Raw genomic sequence first — 17,426 nt, 5'->3', positions numbered from 1 at the left:
CCATGCCCGTGAAGCCGTCAGCAATCAACCTGCGTCTTTGCCCTGATCGGTGTCTGCACCCTTTATCTGCGCAGGCAGCCGATATTTATCGTCGCCCGAACGCACTTCAATCATGCCTTCATCCAGCACGGTAATGCGGGTTTCGTCAAAACCGTCCGCAGGAGCAAGGCCACGACCATCGGTCAAAATGTCAAAGCGCCGAAATCCTCCGTCGGGGTGACGAATGATCAGCAACATGCCCTCGCTGCTGCCGATCTGCTCCGTTGTACAAACACGTTCGAATGTAGTTGCTCCGGCAAGGGCGCATTCGACTTTGCCAGCGGCGGCAGCCTCCTCGGCCGCGTCGCGTTCTGCCTGATCAAGGTCGTCCGCACCGCTACAGGCAGCGAGCGTTAAAGCCAGTGACAGGAGAAACGCGGCTCTAGATGTCTGCATAGACATGGGTCTCGGCACCGCCGCCTGGATGTGTCACAGCACCCTGAAAAGCAGGTCCGACATTCTGGGCATAACGCCATAATGCGCCCGATGCATAATCGGTTGCACGCGGTTTCCAGTTTTTCCGCCGCTCGTCCAGTATTTCAGGGGCAACGTTCAGGTCGATGATTCCCAAATCGGCATCGATCACAATTTCGTCGCCATCTTCAATCAGGGCGATGGGGCCGCAATCGGCGGCTTCGGGACCGACATGACCGATGCAAAAGCCTCGGGTCGCGCCGGAGAAACGTCCATCGGTAATCAGTGCAACTTTTTCACCCATGCCCTGCCCATAAAGCGCAGCTGTCGTAGACAGCATCTCACGCATGCCCGGGCCGCCCTTTGGACCTTCGTATCGGATTACAATGACCGAACCTTCGCGAATTTCGCGGGCTTCGACCGCGGCAAAGCAATCTTCCTCGCAATCAAACACTTGGGCAGGACCGGTGAATTTCAACCGTTCCATTCCGGCAACCTTTACGATTGCACCGTCAGGAGCAAGCGTACCCCGTAGACCCACAACACCACCTGTCGGTGTAATGGGGGCGTTGGCGGGATAGATGACCTTCTGGTTCGGATTCCATGTAATCTCGGCAATATTTTCACCGAGCGTCTTACCCGTCACCGTCATGCATTCGCCGTGCAGCAACCCTTCTTCAAGCAGCGACTTCATCAGCATATAGACACCGCCGGCATCATACATGTCGCGCGCGACAAACTGGCCACCGGGTTGCAGGTCGGCCATATAGGGTGTGGTTTTGAATATTTCAGCAACGTCAAACAAATCGAACGCAATGCCGGCTTCATGGGCCATGGCAGGCAAATGTAGAGCGCCATTTGTGGAGCCACCTGTCGCCGCAACGATCCGCGCCGCATTAACAAACGCTTCGCGCGTGCAGATGTCCCGTGGACGGATGTTCTTTGCGAGCAAATCCATGACCTGCACTCCCGCGGCATGGGCAATCTGGTCGCGGGTGGAATAGGGCGCAGGTGCCATATTGCTGTTCGGCAGCGAAAGGCCGATTGCTTCGCCTACGCAGGCCATTGTGTTGGCGGTATATTGCCCGCCACATGCGCCATGCCCCGGACAGGCAACACGCTCCAGCTCTTCAACTTCGGATAAAGGGCATGCTCCCGCAGCATATTTACCGACAACTTCAAAAACGTCTTTGACGGTAACATCCTTGTCCCGATAACGTCCGGGAAGGATCGACCCGCCATATACAAAGATCGATGGGACATTCAGCCGCAGCATCGCCATCATCATGCCAGGAAGTGATTTGTCGCAACCTGCGAAACCGACAAGCGCGTCATAACAATGGCCGCGAACCGACAATTCGACCGAATCCGCAATTACCTCACGGCTGATCAAGGAGGATTTCATTCCCTGATGACCCATGGCAATCCCGTCGGTGACGGTGATGGTGTTAAACCGTCGCGGCATGCCGCCACCCTGCTCCACACCCTTGCGCGCTATATCAGCCTGCGCATCCAATGTCGTGTTGCACGGCGCACTGTCATTGCCTGCGGAAACCACACCGACAAACGGCCGCGCAATTTCTTCGGCGGTCAGGCCCATGGCGTAGTAATAGCTCCGATGCGGTGCGCGTTCCGGCCCAACTGAGACGTGGCGGCTGGGCAATTTTGTTTTGTCAAAGTGATGCGGCATTTTGAACTCCTGATCCTGCCGCGCCTCTATGGCTTTTGCAGCCCCAAGCCAAGCTTTTCTGAAACATAATGGCACATTTCAATCAGAATGCGTGCGAATCTTTCCTGACCGGCCCGGTGATCCACCTCATTCTGGCGCAGTTCTATGCCGACATATGGAATAGCATTAGCCTCTGCATGCCGGTTCATTGTCGCGTTCAGAATTTTTCCCGAATAGGGCAACTGGTCACCGACACATATACCCGCGTTGTCCAGAAAGGCGATGGCATGCTTGGATGGTTCTTCGGCATCATTATACAATACCCCGACCTCCCATGGACGCTGTTCTTTCGGACGGCTTGCGAGAGACGGCGTAAAGCTGTGCAGCGACAGGATAAGCGTCGGTCGATGCTCAAACAGGATTGCAGTCAATTTGTCGTGATAAGGCACGAAATAACGTTCGATACGATCCTCCCGCTGCTCTTCAGAGAGGTCGTTACCGGGAATGAAAAGGCCATCGCTTTGTTTTGGCACGACGTCCGCATCGGAAGGGTACCGGTTTAGGTCTGTCACCAAACGCGAGACATTTCCCAAAAATGCAGCACAAGGATATTGCCCCACAATCAACTCTGCCACATCGGCGACGCCAATGTCCCATGCAATGTGGCGATGAAGTTCAGGTGTCGCTATTCCAAGATCAACGCCCTGTGGAATTCGGTTGGATGCGTGGTCACCAACAATCAACAGGCCGCCGCGATCCGGTTCGCCTACTATTCTATAAGGCTGATCTTTCACCGCAAACGTCCACTCATTGTCCACCATCCGGAATATTGTCGTGAAAATTCCTTCGACGTCCGCACAAGGTCATCGGCATTATCGAACAGCGCAAAACAGGTTGCGCCCGATCCGGACATGCGTGAAACTATGGGATTGGCGGCCGCCAGTCGCCGTAGAATTTCTCCGATTTCCGGGCACATGTCGAGTGCCATGGGTTCCAGATCATTCCGGCCATGCAGCAAAATCGTCTTTGCTGATCCTTCCGGCATAGGCCCGCGGTCGACACCGTCCCATGCCTTGAATACAGGACCGGTCGCAACTGCGATGTTCGGATTCACGAGCAGGCAGTATAATCCGCTGACATCATTTTGTATTGGTTCGAGGTCGGTTCCCGTTCCGCGGCCAACGACGGCCACACTGTCGATACATGCCGGAACATCAGCCCCTAATTGCGCGGCTATCGCATGGAGACGTTCTGAACCGACTGGCGCACCATAATTTTCATTCAGCAAACGAAGAGCTGCTGCTGCGTCAGCCGAACCGCCGCCCAATCCGGCAGCTATCGGCAGTCTTTTGTCCAACCGGAAACTCACATTCGGAATGGTCCCGTCGCCAAATGATCTCGCGGCGCGATAAATCAGATTATCCGTGCAATCATCCGCCTCCAGATTGCTGGCAAACGGTCCCTCCACTTTCAGCGAAAACTGCTCGGCGCGCTCCATCCAGAGTGAATCGCCCTGATCGAGAAACGCAAATACCGTTTCCAACTCGTGATAACCATCCGCACGTCTTTTACGCACATGGAGCGCCAGATTGATCTTGGCATAGGCCGTCGCGTGATGAACGGCCATTAGGGCGTGCGTCCGTTCAGTCCAATGTCGATCTTGCGTGAAAGGCGGTCCGCCGTTTCGCCTTCCGTGCCGTAACTGGCGATGCGCCAGGCATAACGAGCGTCACGGCGGCGCCCGACTGTCCAGTATACATCCCCGAGATGTTCATTGATGGCAACGTCAGGACCAGCAGCCTTCGCCGCTTTTTCAAGCAAAGGCAGCGCCGCCGTTACATTGCCCTGAAGATAATAAGCCCAGCCAAGCGAGTCGGTGATTGCACTCGATTCCGGATTGATATCATAGGCACGCCTGACCAGCGCAAAGGCCTTTGTCTTGTCCCCGCCGCGTTCCAGCAGGGCATAGCCCAGATAATTCAACCCTTGCGCATTATTGGGATCCGCTATCAGCAACTTTTCCAGTTCAATCTTTGCGGCAGGCCAGTTATTCGCCTGATCCAGTGCGGAGGCCAATAACAAACGGTAACTCGCCTGTTGACGGGGTGGCAGCGTGGCAAAATCATCTGACTGGGTCATCTGGCTGTAGATTGCCACAACCTCTGATGTGTTGCCGCCCGCCTGCAAAGCGCGCGCACGAAGTAATTGCGTGGCGACCGATTTCGGATTTCGTGCCAACTCTGATTTGGTCAGAGCAAGGACATTTTCGATCTGACCCGCGGCAATCATATAATCGACCCGCTTCTCAAAAGCCGAATAGTATAATGGCGATTCCACTGGCACTGTTGCCAGCAACTGGAGCGCTTCCGCTTGCAAAGCGTTTGCCTGCAATGCGTTCGCAAGGGCGAGCTTCATCTCGACACTTTCTGGTACCAGCCAGGTTGCAATACGTGCCAATACCAGACCTTCTTCAGGTTGGTTCTGTTCAACCAACGCTGCCGAAATTCGGCCATAGAAGGCAGACAACCCCGTGTCGGGCGACAATCTGCCACCTGACTTCGGAACTGATTGCATTGCGGACGAAGTGCCCACGGCTGCGCGCATCAGCGCTTGCGCGAATGCTGGGTCATCCTTGGGTCCGGAGAGGACTTCTGCGCCGGCTAACAGAACATTCCGGACATAATCGCCCGACTGGGATGCAATAGAACGCAAGCCCAGTTTCGCCTTTGCCAATCGACCGGTCGCCAGATCAAAATAGATGCGTTGATCGGTTGTGTAATAGGCCAGCACGCCATTAACGGCAGGGTCGACCTCCGCAAATTCCGGTGCATCGCCGCGCCGGATCGATACCCATTGCTTCAGTACCGGCGACATGAATGCGAGACTTCCGCGCGATGCAAGTTCATCAGCCGCCAAATCCGCCATGTCCAAATTACGCTGCCGCCACGCATCGGCGAACAGCAAAAGTGCCGTTTCAGCAGTCCCTTGTTTGGCAAGCGACCGCGCCCGTGCAGCACGAACGGCGGCTGTCATATCACCAGCACGAACAGACGCATCAAACAGGCGGTCTGCAAGAATATCGCTTTCGGGTATCCGTGCCTGCAGTTTCAGATAACCCTGCACCGCAAGGCGATCCTGCTCCCCGATTTCAGCAACGCGCGCCGCAACATACTGATCGGCGAAACTCTCGGTCTTTGCCTGGGCGCCGACTGGCAAAGCCAGTAACGCGACGCCCAGCGAGGCTTTACATATTTGGATAGTTTGGCCCACCGCCACCCTCCGGAGATACCCAATTGATATTCTGGTTCGGGTCTTTGATGTCGCAAGTTTTGCAATGGACGCAGTTTTGGGAGTTGATCTGGTACCGCGGTTCTTTTCCGGCTTCCTCGATCCACTCATAAACGCCTGCAGGACAATAGCGGGTCGAAGGTCCTGCAAATTCGTCGAATTCGCTGCTTTTCTGCAGTTCAAGATTTTTGACCTGCAAATGCACAGGCTGATCTTCTGCATGGTTGGTGTTCGAAAGGAATACGGATGACAGCCTGTCAAAACTGAATACCCCATCGGGCTTGGGATAGTCGATTGGTGTCGCCGCAGTCTTCTTTTTCAGCGCCTTGTGGTCCGGATGATGCTTCATCGTAAACGGCATTTTTATGCCAAAATTTTCAAGCCACATATTCACGCCGGACAGCATGGTGCCCCAGAAATTGCCATATTTTTCCACCAGCGGGAGGACGTTACGGACGATACTCAGTTCCTTGTAAATCCAGCTATTTTCATAACCGGCCTGATAGGCGATCAGTTCGTCATGCTCACGACCTGCCGACAATGCTTCAACGGCAGCATCAGCAGCCAGCATTCCCGACTTCATTGCCGTATGTGTACCCTTGATGCGCGGGACGTTCAGGAAGCCCGCGGTGCATCCGATCAATGCGCCACCGGGGAAAGTGAGCTTCGGGACCGACTGGAACCCGCCGTCACTAATGGCGCGTGCGCCGTATGATACGCGCTTGCCGCCAGCGAGGATTTTCTTGATTTCAGGGTGGGTTTTCCAGCGCTGCAACTCTTCAAAAGGCGACAAATAGGGGTTGGAATAATTCAGCCAGACGACAAATCCCAACGCCACCTGATTATTGGCCTGATGGTAGAGGAATGCACCACCATTGGCATCGCTCAGCGGCCAGCCCTGGCTATGGATGACACGCCCCGCATGATGCTGCTCCGGCGGAATATCCCACAATTCCTTGATCCCGATGCCATAAACCTGTGGCTCCGAATTGGCATCCAACGCAAATTTGGGCTTCAACTGCTTCGTGAGATGGCCCCGTACACCTTCTGCAAAAAATGTGTATTTGGCGTGGAGTTCCATCCCCGGCATGTAATCGGCCTTGTGGCTACCATCGCGGGCGATACCCATATCTCCGGTCGCTACACCCTTCACGGTCCCATCTTCGTTATACAGGATTTCGGCAGCCGAAAATCCGGGGAAGATTTCGACACCCAAATTCTCTGCCTGACCGGCCAGCCAGCGGCAAAGATTTCCGAGAGACCCGGTATAGGTGCCCTTGTTATGCATAAAGCCTGGGGTCAGGAAATGCGGCACATTAAACTTGCCCGTCTTCGTCATCACCCAATGCTGGTTATCATTCACCGGCACCTCGGCAAGCGGGCAACCCTGATCACGCCAGTCCGGAACAAGCTCGTCCAAAGCCTTGGGATCAATGACCGCACCTGAAAGAATGTGGGCACCAACTTCCGAACCTTTTTCAAGGATGCAAACGCTCGTTTCGGGGGATTTCTGCTTAATCCTGATCGCTGCGGAAAGACCCGCTGGCCCTGCCCCGACTATGACCACGTCATAAGGCATCGATTCCCGTTCACTCATCGCCTTTTTCCTTTACCCCATCATCTATTCAGGCCATCCTGATTACCGAACAGCTTGCGGAATATTGCCATGCCAAGCAATTGACCCCGCCGTCAACCGGTGTCTGAAGGGAAATATGGAGCAACAGGGGCAATTTAACGCTTCGCGCATGGTTGAATCGCTTAGCGGGTGGTGGAAACTGGCGGGTGTGGACAGTGCGGTAGACGAATTGCCTGTCAACTTGCTTGACGTCGGCGTGCGCAATGAAACCGCGGACAAGTTGCCTCTCTCGACGCAACCGGCCCCGGTCGTCGCAAAAATCAAACCAAGCGAGCCAAAGCTGGAATGGCCGACTGACATCGAGAAATTGCGTGAACTGATTGTCTCTGGCGCGCCTCTGCCTGGAAATGGCTTTGGAACCCGACATCTGCCTTCCGCAGGACCTTCCAAAGCCGAAGTCATGCTGGTTTCCGATGTGCCGGATGAAGAAGATTTTGACCGCGCTTCGCTCACGCAAGGGACCTCCGGACAGCTGTTGCGGCGTATGATGCATGCTATCGGGATCGACCTTGATAAATGTCATTGGGCGACTTTGGCGACGACGCGGCCCTATACGGGTGAAATTCCGGAGTCTGAATATGCGGACCTCGCCAAATTCATGCTTCACCAGATAGAGATTATCAGGCCGGGTTCCGTAATCTTACTCGGTTCGACGGCAAGTTTTGCACTGCTGGGCGAAGAACTGATGAAAGCACGGCAAAATTTAGGGAATATTAACCATGGCGGCATCACCTTGCCGGTACTGACGACATTTCATCCGCGGACCCTGATCGCACGACCTGCGTTGAAAGCGCAGGCATGGCGGGATTTGCAGATGTTCGCAAAAAGGTCCCAAGTGTGAAAAAGTTCCAACTGGCAGTTTTTGCAGCGGCGCTGATCCCCCTAACTGCAGTTCAGGCGAATACGAGCGAGGGTTTTCGCGCTATTGTTTCGGCGCAACCGGCCCCGACCGTGTTGGACAATAGCGAAAAACAGACCTTCATTGCCATTTACCAGGCGATCAAGGCGCAGAAATGGGATGAAGCCGAAAAACTGATCGACAAGGCGCCGCAGGGCCCGATGGCCGCCATGGCGCGGGCTGAATATTATCTGGCACCCAACAGCCCGAAGGTTGATGCCGAGCGTTTACAAGCATTGTTGCAAAGCGCGCCTTATCTCCCGCAAGCCGAACAGCTGGCCGCAATGGCAAAAAAGCGCGGGGCGGATGCGTTGCCGGATCGTCCCGGTATCCGCCGCTTTTCCTGGCTGGGCGGTGCACCCAAACGCGATCTTCCGGCAAATGCAGCCAATGACGGCTTGCGCAGTGAATTGCAGGTTTTCATCAAAAATGATGACCCCGCATCTGCTGAACGGCTTTTGGAGAGCAAGGCATTTGAACTTTCCACAGATGCCGTGACTGAGTTACGTTACCGCGTCGCATGGTCCTATTATATCGAGAATGATGACCAGTCCGCACGGCGTGTTGCCGCACTTGCACGGGCCGCCGGTGGCGACTGGGGTACGCAAGCTTCCTGGGTCTATGGTTTGGCGTCGTGGCGCCTGAAAGATTATCCAGCTGCCTTTGAAGCATTTGACACTGTCGCCCGGTTCGCATCGAATGACGATCTGAAAGCCGCCGGACTTTTTTGGAGCGCACGTGCCGCTATGTCCGCCAAGCAGCCCCAACAGGTACAGCCGCGCATGCAGCATGCCGCAAAACTGCCGGAAACCTTCTACGGGCTGCTCGCCAGCGAATCCCTAGGAATGGAACCTATCGCCAAGAAAGCAGCGAAGATTTCCAAACTGGATTGGAACGCTCTGAAAGATCAGGAAAACGCAGTCCTTGCCGTTGCTCTGACCGAGGTAGGTCAGACCAAACTGGCAGACGAAGCCCTGCGTCATCAGGCGAAAATCGGTGATGCACGGCAACATGCCAACCTTGCGCAACTGGCCGGTTCACTCAATCTTGCCTCGACCCAGTTTTGGATGGGCCATTATGGCCCCTCACGCGACCAGAGCAACGCGATGGCGCGCTATCCTATGCCCAATTGGGAACCCACGGGAGGATGGCGCGTAACGCCAGCGTTGGTGTACGCCCACGCGCTTCAGGAATCCACATTCCGGACCGACGTTATCAGTCCTGCCGGTGCACGCGGGTTGATGCAGGTCCGTCCCGGAACAGCGCAGGATATAGCCCGCGCCCGGGGTGCCAGTTTTGTGGCTTCGGAGCTCGACCGTCCGTCCGTTAATTTGGAATATGGGCAGTCCTATCTCGAAAAGCTTCGGGATATGCCGTCGACAGGAGGCCTTCTGCCCAAGGTCATTGCAGCCTATAATGCGGGCCCCACCCCCCTTTCCCGCTGGAATATGGAAATACGCGATAATGGCGATCCGCTCTTGTTTGTCGAATCCATCCCCTATTGGGAAACGCGGGGTTATGTCTCCACGATTTTGCGCAACTACTGGATTTACGAAATGCGCGAAAACAAGGCATCGGGGAGCCTGAAGGGATTGGCGCAATATCTTTGGCCGAACTTTCCCGATGGCAACGGCAATGTTCTTGCCCGGCGAATGACGGGAGGTTCCATTGCCGCTCGATGAAAGCCGTCTCTTCAAACCGGTCAATATTGCGCTGTTGACGGTTTCTGACACCCGCACAGCAGAAGATGATACGAGCGGAGATATTCTTGCAGACCGCATCATTGCCGCTGGTCACAAGATTGTCGAACGCACAATCCTCCGCGATGATGTCACGTTGCTAACCGCGCGGTTGCATAACTGGATTGATGATGACCGTATCGACGTGATCATTTCGACCGGTGGAACCGGCCTTACTGGACGTGATGTTACACCCGAGGCGCTGGATCGTGTGAAGTCGAAAGATATTCCGGGATTTGGCGAACTATTCCGCTGGCTCAGTTTTGCTTCGATTGGAACATCCACGGTTCAATCACGTGCTTGCGCCGTATTGGCACGGGGGACTTATATATTTGCCCTGCCGGGCTCCAACGGAGCAGTCAAAGACGGTTGGGACCAGATTCTGGTGCATCAACTGGACAGCCGCCACCGCCCCTGCAATTTCGTCGAACTAATGCCGCGACTGCGGGAAGCCTAAGCCAAGCGACTTTTTGTTCTTTATTTGTTCTTATCGCTCTGGCATAGAGACCGGGTGTCATATCCTAAATCCACGAGACCTGCGTCAGGCAGAGGCGCGATCGAAAACCGGGTGCCGGTGCGCTTCAACTTACCGGATCGAATATTGGACGGCGATTGGCTCGACGAAAGGGAGTGGCAAGATGGTGGTGCGCCGCGCCTGCGGACAACTGTTACCGAAGAGCATCCTAAATCTATTCTCAGTTTCAACGCATCGCCCGACCTGCCTTTTGATCGATCGGTAAATGCCTACCGGGGTTGCGAGCATGGCTGCATTTATTGTTACGCACGTCCCAGCCATGCATTTCATGACCTGTCGCCGGGACTGGATTTTGAAAGCCGACTTTTCGCAAAGCCGCAGGCGGCGGCATTGCTCCGCAAAACCCTGGCAAAAAAGGGCTATCAGCCGGAACCAATCGCCATTGGCACCAACACGGACCCCTATCAGCCCATTGAACGGACATATAGGATCACGCGCCAGATCTTAGAGGTCATGGTCGAAACGCGACATCCAATCGTCATTACGACCAAATCGGCAAAGGTCGTCGACGACGTTTTGCTGCTTGCCGATTTGGCCAAGGATAATCTGACCGGCGTTGCTTTGTCGGTTACAACACTTGACGGCAAATTGGCCCGAATATTGGAACCCAGGGCATCAAGCCCCCATAAGCGCCTCGAAGCCGTTCGGTTACTGGCAGATGCAGGTGTTTACGTACATGTGAACATTGCACCGATCATTCCAGCAATTACAGACACCGAAATAGAGGATCTTGTCGCTGCGGCGGCCGAATTTGGCGCACAGAGTGTATCCTGGATTCCCATACGCCTGCCGCACGAAGTAGCGCCACTCTTTCGGGAGTGGCTGTACACCCATTTTCCGGACCGTGCGGCCAAGGTCATGAATATCATCCGGGACCTGCGTGGTGGTAAGGATAATGACCCCGCTTTTTTCAGCCGTATGCGTGGAACAGGTTCCTGGGCCGAATTGATCCGCACCCGTATGCGGATTGCCAAAAACAGATACGGCCTGGGTTCATCCAAATGGTCGGTACGTAGCGATCTTTTTGTGCCGCCCAATGTCAGCGGGCAACTCAACCTCTTTTAACCGAATGTCGTATCATTCCCCTCGAGCGGTTTGAACCGGATTAACCGGCTTGTCTGCACCGCAGCCTGCCGGTTCACGACAGCTTTGCGGTATTCGGGGTCCGTTACCATCTCCAGAAATGCCGCGCTGTTGGGATAGTAAGCTATAAATGCTGAATCCCACTGGTTTTCTTGCGGTCCTGTAACCATGACCTCCATTTTCCCGCGCCAGATAATCTTTCCCCCGACGCGTTGAAAGATCGGTCCGCTCGTCTTGCCATATTCTTCATAGGCGCGCGCACCACTCCATCCATGCGCCGCATTGGGGTGACCTTCAGGATAGGCGGCGTTGACGTTAAAACGCAGAAGGTTGAGCATATTGATGGGCTCATCCCGCGGCAACTGCTTGAACAGGTCAAAGGATTCACGTGTCGGATCGATGTAGCTCTCGTTCATGCTCATCCCTCCAGCACAAAATCTTTGAATTGCTGGCGCAAGGCAACCTTTTGGATTTTACCGGTTCCGGTATGGGGCAGTTCATCGACAAACAAAACGCGGTCGGGCATCCACCATTTCACGATGCGTTCGGCGAGATAGGATTTCACCATCTCCTCATCCACCTCGGCCCCCGGCTTTTTGACGGCAATCAGAACAGGGCGCTCATCCCACTTAGGATGCGGAACACCAATGGCTCCTGCCTCGGCAATGCCCGGGCATCCTACGGCGATATTTTCCAGTTCCACCGAACTGATCCATTCACCACCGGACTTGATCACATCTTTAACCCGGTCGGTAATTTGCATGGTGCCATCGGGATGCAGGACTGATACGTCGCCTGTATCAAACCACTGATCCGGATCGACCGCATCTTCTTCGGCCTTGAAATAGCGTTTGATGACCCAAGGACCGCGAATTTGCAGCGCACCTGAGGTGACACCATCGCGCGGGGCAACATTACCATCCTTGTCAATCACACGGAGCTCAACGCCGAAAGGCACCCTTCCCTGCTTGCAGACCACATCTATCTGCTCGTCCAGCGTAAGCTCATCCCAATTGGGCGTGGGAGAGCCCATTGTGCCGATGGGTGAGGTTTCGGTCATGCCCCAGGCATGGCTAACACGAACACCCGACTTCATTAGACGTTCAATCATCGCACGCGGTGCAGCAGAGCCGCCAATGGTGACAAGACGCAATTTGCCCAATGAACCGGAGCGTCCTGCGGCGATTTCTGCATCAAGATGACCGAACATCGCCAGCCACACGGTGGGTACGCCGGCGCTGTGCGTTACACCTTCATCCAGCATCAGTTTATGAAGGATGGGGGCCTCGTTGGTGGTCGAAAATACAAATTTGACCCCTGCCGCAGCACCCGCAAAAGGCAGACCCCAACTGGCCGCATGGAACATGGGCACAATGGGAAGCAGTGTCGCTTGAGGGCTAAGGTCGAAGATCGACGGCGCTATTTCGGCCATTGCGTGCAGCATGGTTGAGCGATGTTGGTACAAGACCCCTTTCGGATTTCCTGTTGTGCCACTGGTGTAGCACAGCATGCACGGGTCGCGTTCGTCGCCCGTTGCCCATTCATAATTGCCGTCTTGTGCCGCCAGCAAAGCATCGTAGCTCGATGCGTCATCGAACACGATATAGTGCTCGACCGTTTTCAAATACGGCTTTAGCCGGTCAATGATCGGCTGAAACGCCGCATCATACATCAGCACTTTGTCTTCGGCATGGTTCATGATGTAGATCAGGTCTTCATCGAATAACCGGATGTTCACGGTATGAATGACACCGCCGAATCCGATTGCCCCGTACCAAGCGGCCAGATGCCTGTGATGGTTCATCGCAAATGTTGCGATACGGTCACCTTTTTGAAGCCCAAAGCCGGCAAAGGCTTGCGATAACTTCCGTGCCTCCGCAGCGACATTTGCCCAGTTGGACCGCTCAATCGTTCCATTGGCCCAGCGGGTAATGATTTCCCGTGTTCCATGCTCCCGCGCCGCATAATCGATCAGGTGCGTAACCCTTAAATCCCAATCCTGCATGGTGCCGCGCATCACTCTCTCCTCTGTTTTTTTAGGCTCTCAGTGCACCAATGCCAAAACTGGACCTAAGGGCGCAAGCTCTACATTTGCGATGCCGTCAATTGCCTTGAATTTGTCCAGCAACGATGCATCAAGCTGGTATCGTCGACCCAAAACTATATGTGTCCAGCGCCCATCGGTCGTCCTTGTCCTGATGACCAGTTCGCTTTTGCCGCCCTGAAGTGGCGCTACAATCTCCGCCAGCTCTGCAAATGCTTGCTCGCTTGTGACGTCGAGCTGCATTTTCAATCGGGAAACACTGGTCAGGCTGCTCAACAACTTAGCGCTTTTGACCGTAAAGCTGGGAACCTCGTCCCCCGGGCGTTGATCCATCTCGCAATGCAGTAACAGGCAAGCCGCCTCTTTCGCCCATTCGGAAAGCATTGCGCCTACTGCCTCATCAAAACAGCGCACCGAAAATTGGCCGCTTTGATCCGAAAAATCAGCCACCATGAAGCGCTTGCCTTTCCGTGATTCCCGCCACCGCACGCCTTCGATCAATGCCGAGATTGTTGCAGCGCGCCGCACCCCTTCAGGTATTGGACCGCTATCCAGCCATGTCGCATAACTTTTTGCGCCGTGGCTGGCGGCAATTGCATCATATTGCGAGCAAGGATGCGCGGAAAAATAAAAGCCAAAGGCTTCCTTTTCGCGGTTCATTTTTTCGCCCAAAGACCATTCAATATTCTTGTCGATACGGAGCTTTGCAATATCCGAACCGCCTTCGCCAAAAAGTCCACCCTGCCCGCTTTCGCGGGAATCCCGCGCTGATTGAGCAGCGGCGAGAAGTATTTCTGCAGAAGCGTGCACAGCCGCACGATTTGGTTCCAGGCAATCAAAGGCCCCAGCGGCGGCAAGATTTTCAAGACTGCGCCGGTTTAACTGCCCGGGATCGGCACGATTTGCAAAATCGTCCAGATTGGCAAATAGCCCGCCCTTTTCGCGCTCGGCGACGATCGCTTCCATCGCCTTCTCACCTACATTCTTGATACCACCCAGTGCGTAACGGACGGCGAGACTGCCTTCTTGGTCGCTTTCAACCGTATATTCGGCTTCGCTATGGTTGATGTCGGGCGGCAAACACGTGACCTCCAGACGCCGCATATCGTCAATGAAAATGCCCAGCTTGTCGGTCTGGTGCATATCGAAGCACATAGACGCAGCAAAAAACTCCTGCGGGTGATGCGTCTTCAGCCAAGCCGTCTGGTAGGCGAGAACCGCATAAGCGGCAGCATGGCTTTTATTGAAGCCGTAGCCCGCAAATTTGTCGATCAAGTCGAACAGTTCATTTGCGCGATTGGGTGGAATCTCATGTGTGGCGCAGCCGGTGACAAATCTCTGCCGCTGGGCATCCATCTCTGCCTGGATCTTTTTACCCATGGCCCGGCGAAGCAAATCTGCTTCGCCCAGACTGTATCCGGCCAGAATCTGGGCCGCCTGCATAACCTGTTCCTGATAGACGAAAATCCCGTAGGTTTCCTTCAGAACGGGTTCGAGCAAAGGATGCGGATATTCGATTACTTCTTCGCCATTTTTCCGGCGGCCGAACATGGGAATATTGTCCATAGGACCAGGTCGGTACAAGGACACGAGGGCGATAATGTCGCCAAAATTCGTTGGTTTAACGGCCGCCAGCGTACGGCGCATGCCCTCCGATTCCAGCTGGAAGACACCAACCGTGTCGCCGCGTTGTAACAACTCGTACACTTCGGGATCGTCATGCGGCAGCAAGTCGAGGTTGATATGCACACCCCGCTTCGCCAGCATTTTGCTCGCCTTTTGCAAGACAGAAAGCGTCTTCAGTCCCAGAAAGTCGAATTTGACCAATCCCGCACTTTCGACATATTTCATGTCGAACTGCGTGACGGGCATGTCGGACCGCGGATCACGGTAAAGCGGCGCCAGTTCGGACAGCTCGCGATCGCCAATGACAACACCTGCCGCGTGCGTTGAACTATGCCTTGGCAAACCCTCCAATTTCATGGCGAGGTCGAACAACCTTTTGACCTGGTCGTCGCGCCTGTATTCTTCGCGCAGTTCAGCAACCCCGCTCAATGCACGCTTGAGATCCCAAGGATCGGTCGGATGGTTGGGCACTTGCTTGCACAGCCGGTCTACCTGGCCATAGCTCATCTGGAGCACACGTCCGGTGTCCCGCAATACCGCACGCGCCTTCAGCTTTCCGAAGGTAATGATCTGCGCAACCTGCCGGTGGCCATATTTTTTCTGGACATAGCGAATGACTTCGCCGCGACGCGTTTCACAAAAGTCGATATCGAAGTCCGGCATCGACACACGGTCCGGGTTCAGAAAGCGTTCGAACAGCAGGCCAAGCTTGATAGGGTCAAGATCGGTGATCGTAAGCGCCCATGCAACCAGCGAACCCGCGCCCGAACCACGGCCGGGGCCAACCGCGATGTCCTGCTCTTTCGCCCATTTGATAAAGTCGGCAACGATTAGGAAATAGCCTGAAAAGCCCATTGAACAGATGACATCTGCTTCGAATTTCAGCCGGTCAAAATAGACTTTCCGTGCCGCCTCGTCGGTTATGCCTGCGGTCTCGAGACGCTTTTCTAGACCAACACGCGAATCTTCCCGCAGTTGTTCTTCCTCAGCCTCCCTGTCCCCTGCAAGGCTGGGCAGAATTGGGCTGCGATAGGGTGCCAAAACAGCGCATCTCTGCGCGATAACCAGAGTGTTCGCGATTGCTTCGGGGATATCGGCGAAGAGTTCCCCCATCTGTTTTCCGGTTTTTATCCACGTATCGCGGATGCTCCGCCTGCGATCCGCATTCTCAACATATTCACCGTCCGAAATGCACAACATCGCATCATGCGCGTCAAAGAACTCCGGTTCGGCAAAGAAGGCAGGGTTGGTTGCGACCAAAGGGATGTCATGTTGGTAGGCAAGGTCGATCAAGCCGTTCTCGGCGGCCTCTTCGACGGGATCGTTCCGCCGTGAAAGCTCGATATAAAGCCTGTCGGGAAAAAGACTCTGCAGATGTTCGAGATAATGGGCGGCCGCATCATTCTGCCCATCGGCCAAAAGTTTGGCCAAACCGCCTTCGCCTCCGGCTGTCAGGGCGATCAGCCCGCCGGTAAACTCGGCCATTTGCTCCAAAGTTACATGGGCGTCGAAATCCTCCGGGCGATCCAGATGCGCCATCGAAACCAGTCGGCACAAATTATGATAGCCGCGCTCATCCTGTGCATAGAGCGCCAACCAGTCGCGAATGAAGTGCCCGTCACTGCTGGGCCGTCGTACACCCAGCAATGTTCCTATGACCGGCTGAACGCCCTTGGACTTGGCCCCATCCTGAAAAGGCATGACACCATAAAGTCCGTTGCGATCACAAATCGCAATTGCCGGGAATCCCAGCTTTTTGGCAGCTTCACCTATGGCTTTTGGCTCAATGGCGCCTTCCAGCATCGTGTATGCAGAAAAAACGCGCAGAGGGACAAAGGGGACATAGCTCATAGCGAAGAGCTTAATATGGACATGTCTCTTTTTGCAAATTCAGACCGGCGGTTCGCTGTGGACAAACCGCCATTTACAGGACGGCTTTTGAGATATTCAGGCAGGCTCTTTCAACAGCCGCTCAATATCCTTTGCCAACGCCTCCGGCTTGACCTGAGGACCATGCCGCGCGACGACATTGCCTTTGCGATCAACAAGAAATTTGGTGAAATTCCATTTGATTCCACGCGACCCCATCAGGCCCGCTTGCTGTTGCTTCAGATAATGCCAAAGCGGATCTTCATCCTTTCCGTTCACATCAATTTTCGCAGCGAGCGGAAAGGACACGTCATAAGTCAAGGAACAGAAATTCTTGATTTCCTCTTCGTCACCCGGCTCCTGCGCACCAAATTGATTGCAGGGAAATGCGAGCACTTCAAAGCCTTGCACGCCATATTTCTTATATAGCGCCTCAAGACCTGCATATTGCGGTGTGAAGCCGCATTTGGATGCGGTGTTTACGATGAGCAGGACTTTTCCGGCATGTTCGGACATCGCCTCGGAACGGCCTCCCGGCATCTTTACCGTGAAATCATAAACACCCATTTCCATTCCTCCTGCTGAA

General features: G+C 54.7%; 14 protein-coding genes. 4 read left to right on the top strand and 10 right to left on the bottom strand.

What is annotated here, in order from left to right:
* Nucleotides 1-24: 24 nt before the first annotated feature.
* From FOM92_RS04355 to FOM92_RS04330, 6 genes are read right to left on the bottom strand one after another with little or no spacing between them, the layout of a single operon-like run.
* A complete protein-coding gene (locus FOM92_RS04355) occupies nucleotides 25-435 on the bottom strand; it encodes a hypothetical protein (RefSeq protein ID WP_143775541.1) in 411 nt (136 codons plus the stop codon).
* Nucleotides 422-2,143: a dihydroxy-acid dehydratase gene (gene ilvD / locus FOM92_RS04350; RefSeq protein WP_143775540.1), complete on the bottom strand. Its 1,722-nt coding sequence runs from the start codon at nucleotides 2,141-2,143 to the stop codon at nucleotides 422-424. Before ilvD ends, FOM92_RS04355 begins: the two co-directional genes overlap by 14 nt.
* A gap of 26 nt (nucleotides 2,144-2,169) precedes the next feature.
* The gene (locus tag FOM92_RS04345; protein ID WP_246087142.1) at nucleotides 2,170-2,916 is read right to left on the bottom strand and encodes an N-formylglutamate amidohydrolase; all 747 of its coding nucleotides are present in this window, start codon (nucleotides 2,914-2,916) and stop codon (nucleotides 2,170-2,172) included.
* On the bottom strand, nucleotides 2,913-3,749 hold the full coding sequence (locus FOM92_RS04340) for a 4-(cytidine 5'-diphospho)-2-C-methyl-D-erythritol kinase (protein ID WP_143775538.1): 837 nt from the start codon (nucleotides 3,747-3,749) through the stop codon (nucleotides 2,913-2,915). The genes FOM92_RS04345 and FOM92_RS04340 overlap by 4 nt, the downstream gene beginning before the upstream one ends.
* Nucleotides 3,749-5,392 carry a tetratricopeptide repeat protein gene (locus FOM92_RS04335; protein ID WP_143775537.1) on the bottom strand — a complete coding sequence of 548 codons (1,644 nt, stop codon included), beginning with the start codon at nucleotides 5,390-5,392 and terminating at the stop codon, nucleotides 3,749-3,751. Before FOM92_RS04335 ends, FOM92_RS04340 begins: the two co-directional genes overlap by 1 nt.
* Entirely contained in the window at nucleotides 5,367-7,007 is a 1,641-nt protein-coding gene (locus tag FOM92_RS04330; protein WP_143775536.1) for an electron transfer flavoprotein-ubiquinone oxidoreductase, read from the bottom strand. Before FOM92_RS04330 ends, FOM92_RS04335 begins: the two co-directional genes overlap by 26 nt.
* A 148-nt stretch (nucleotides 7,008-7,155) precedes the next feature.
* Between FOM92_RS04330 and FOM92_RS04325 the strand changes: the two genes are divergently transcribed.
* From FOM92_RS04325 to FOM92_RS04310, 4 genes are read left to right on the top strand one after another with little or no spacing between them, the layout of a single operon-like run.
* The gene (locus FOM92_RS04325; RefSeq protein WP_170226786.1) at nucleotides 7,156-7,887 is read left to right on the top strand and encodes a uracil-DNA glycosylase family protein; all 732 of its coding nucleotides are present in this window, start codon (nucleotides 7,156-7,158) and stop codon (nucleotides 7,885-7,887) included.
* Nucleotides 7,845-9,626, top strand: a complete 1,782-nt coding sequence (locus FOM92_RS04320) for a lytic transglycosylase domain-containing protein (protein ID WP_143775534.1) — start codon at nucleotides 7,845-7,847, stop codon at nucleotides 9,624-9,626. The genes FOM92_RS04325 and FOM92_RS04320 overlap by 43 nt, the downstream gene beginning before the upstream one ends.
* Nucleotides 9,613-10,140, top strand: coding sequence for a molybdenum cofactor biosynthesis protein B (moaB, locus tag FOM92_RS04315; protein ID WP_143775533.1), 528 nt, complete (start codon nucleotides 9,613-9,615; stop codon nucleotides 10,138-10,140). Before FOM92_RS04320 ends, moaB begins: the two co-directional genes overlap by 14 nt.
* Before the next feature lie 54 nt (nucleotides 10,141-10,194).
* Nucleotides 10,195-11,283 carry a PA0069 family radical SAM protein gene (locus tag FOM92_RS04310; RefSeq protein WP_143775532.1) on the top strand — a complete coding sequence of 363 codons (1,089 nt, stop codon included), beginning with the start codon at nucleotides 10,195-10,197 and terminating at the stop codon, nucleotides 11,281-11,283.
* Here the strand turns inward: FOM92_RS04310 and FOM92_RS04305 are convergent.
* From FOM92_RS04305 to FOM92_RS04290, 4 genes are all read right to left on the bottom strand, one after another.
* The gene (locus tag FOM92_RS04305) at nucleotides 11,280-11,717 is read right to left on the bottom strand and encodes a DUF1330 domain-containing protein (protein WP_143775531.1); all 438 of its coding nucleotides are present in this window, start codon (nucleotides 11,715-11,717) and stop codon (nucleotides 11,280-11,282) included. The two genes, FOM92_RS04310 and FOM92_RS04305, sit on opposite strands and share 4 nt — an antisense overlap.
* A gap of 2 nt (nucleotides 11,718-11,719) precedes the next feature.
* Nucleotides 11,720-13,318: a long-chain fatty acid--CoA ligase gene (locus tag FOM92_RS04300; protein ID WP_143775530.1), complete on the bottom strand. Its 1,599-nt coding sequence runs from the start codon at nucleotides 13,316-13,318 to the stop codon at nucleotides 11,720-11,722.
* Nucleotides 13,319-13,345: 27 nt separating this feature from the next.
* A complete protein-coding gene (gene dnaE, locus FOM92_RS04295; protein ID WP_143775529.1) occupies nucleotides 13,346-16,822 on the bottom strand; it encodes a DNA polymerase III subunit alpha in 3,477 nt (1,158 codons plus the stop codon).
* A gap of 96 nt (nucleotides 16,823-16,918) precedes the next feature.
* Entirely contained in the window at nucleotides 16,919-17,407 is a 489-nt protein-coding gene (locus tag FOM92_RS04290) for a glutathione peroxidase (protein WP_143775528.1), read from the bottom strand.
* Nucleotides 17,408-17,426: the final 19 nt, after the last annotated feature.

The sequence above is a fragment of the Sphingorhabdus contaminans genome, from assembly GCF_007280415.1.
GTDB classification, from domain to species: Bacteria; Pseudomonadota; Alphaproteobacteria; order Sphingomonadales; family Sphingomonadaceae; genus Sphingorhabdus_B; species Sphingorhabdus_B contaminans.
Note: the sequence above shows the minus strand (reverse complement) of the source record. Positions and strands in the feature narration are given on the sequence as shown.

Coding starts and splice junctions, on each gene's coding strand:
- FOM92_RS04340 (WP_143775538.1), bottom strand. CDS start 3,749: ATGGCCGTTCATCACGCGACGGCCTATGCCAAGATCAATCTGGCGCTC.
- FOM92_RS04305 (WP_143775531.1), bottom strand. CDS start 11,717: ATGAACGAGAGCTACATCGATCCGACACGTGAATCCTTTGACCTGTTC.
- ilvD (WP_143775540.1), bottom strand. CDS start 2,143: ATGCCGCATCACTTTGACAAAACAAAATTGCCCAGCCGCCACGTCTCA.
- FOM92_RS04325 (WP_170226786.1), top strand. CDS start 7,156: ATGGTTGAATCGCTTAGCGGGTGGTGGAAACTGGCGGGTGTGGACAGT.
- dnaE (WP_143775529.1), bottom strand. CDS start 16,822: ATGAGCTATGTCCCCTTTGTCCCTCTGCGCGTTTTTTCTGCATACACG.
- FOM92_RS04355 (WP_143775541.1), bottom strand. CDS start 435: ATGCAGACATCTAGAGCCGCGTTTCTCCTGTCACTGGCTTTAACGCTC.
- FOM92_RS04300 (WP_143775530.1), bottom strand. CDS start 13,318: ATGCGCGGCACCATGCAGGATTGGGATTTAAGGGTTACGCACCTGATC.
- FOM92_RS04290 (WP_143775528.1), bottom strand. CDS start 17,407: ATGGGTGTTTATGATTTCACGGTAAAGATGCCGGGAGGCCGTTCCGAG.
- FOM92_RS04320 (WP_143775534.1), top strand. CDS start 7,845: ATGGCGGGATTTGCAGATGTTCGCAAAAAGGTCCCAAGTGTGAAAAAG.
- FOM92_RS04330 (WP_143775536.1), bottom strand. CDS start 7,007: ATGAGTGAACGGGAATCGATGCCTTATGACGTGGTCATAGTCGGGGCA.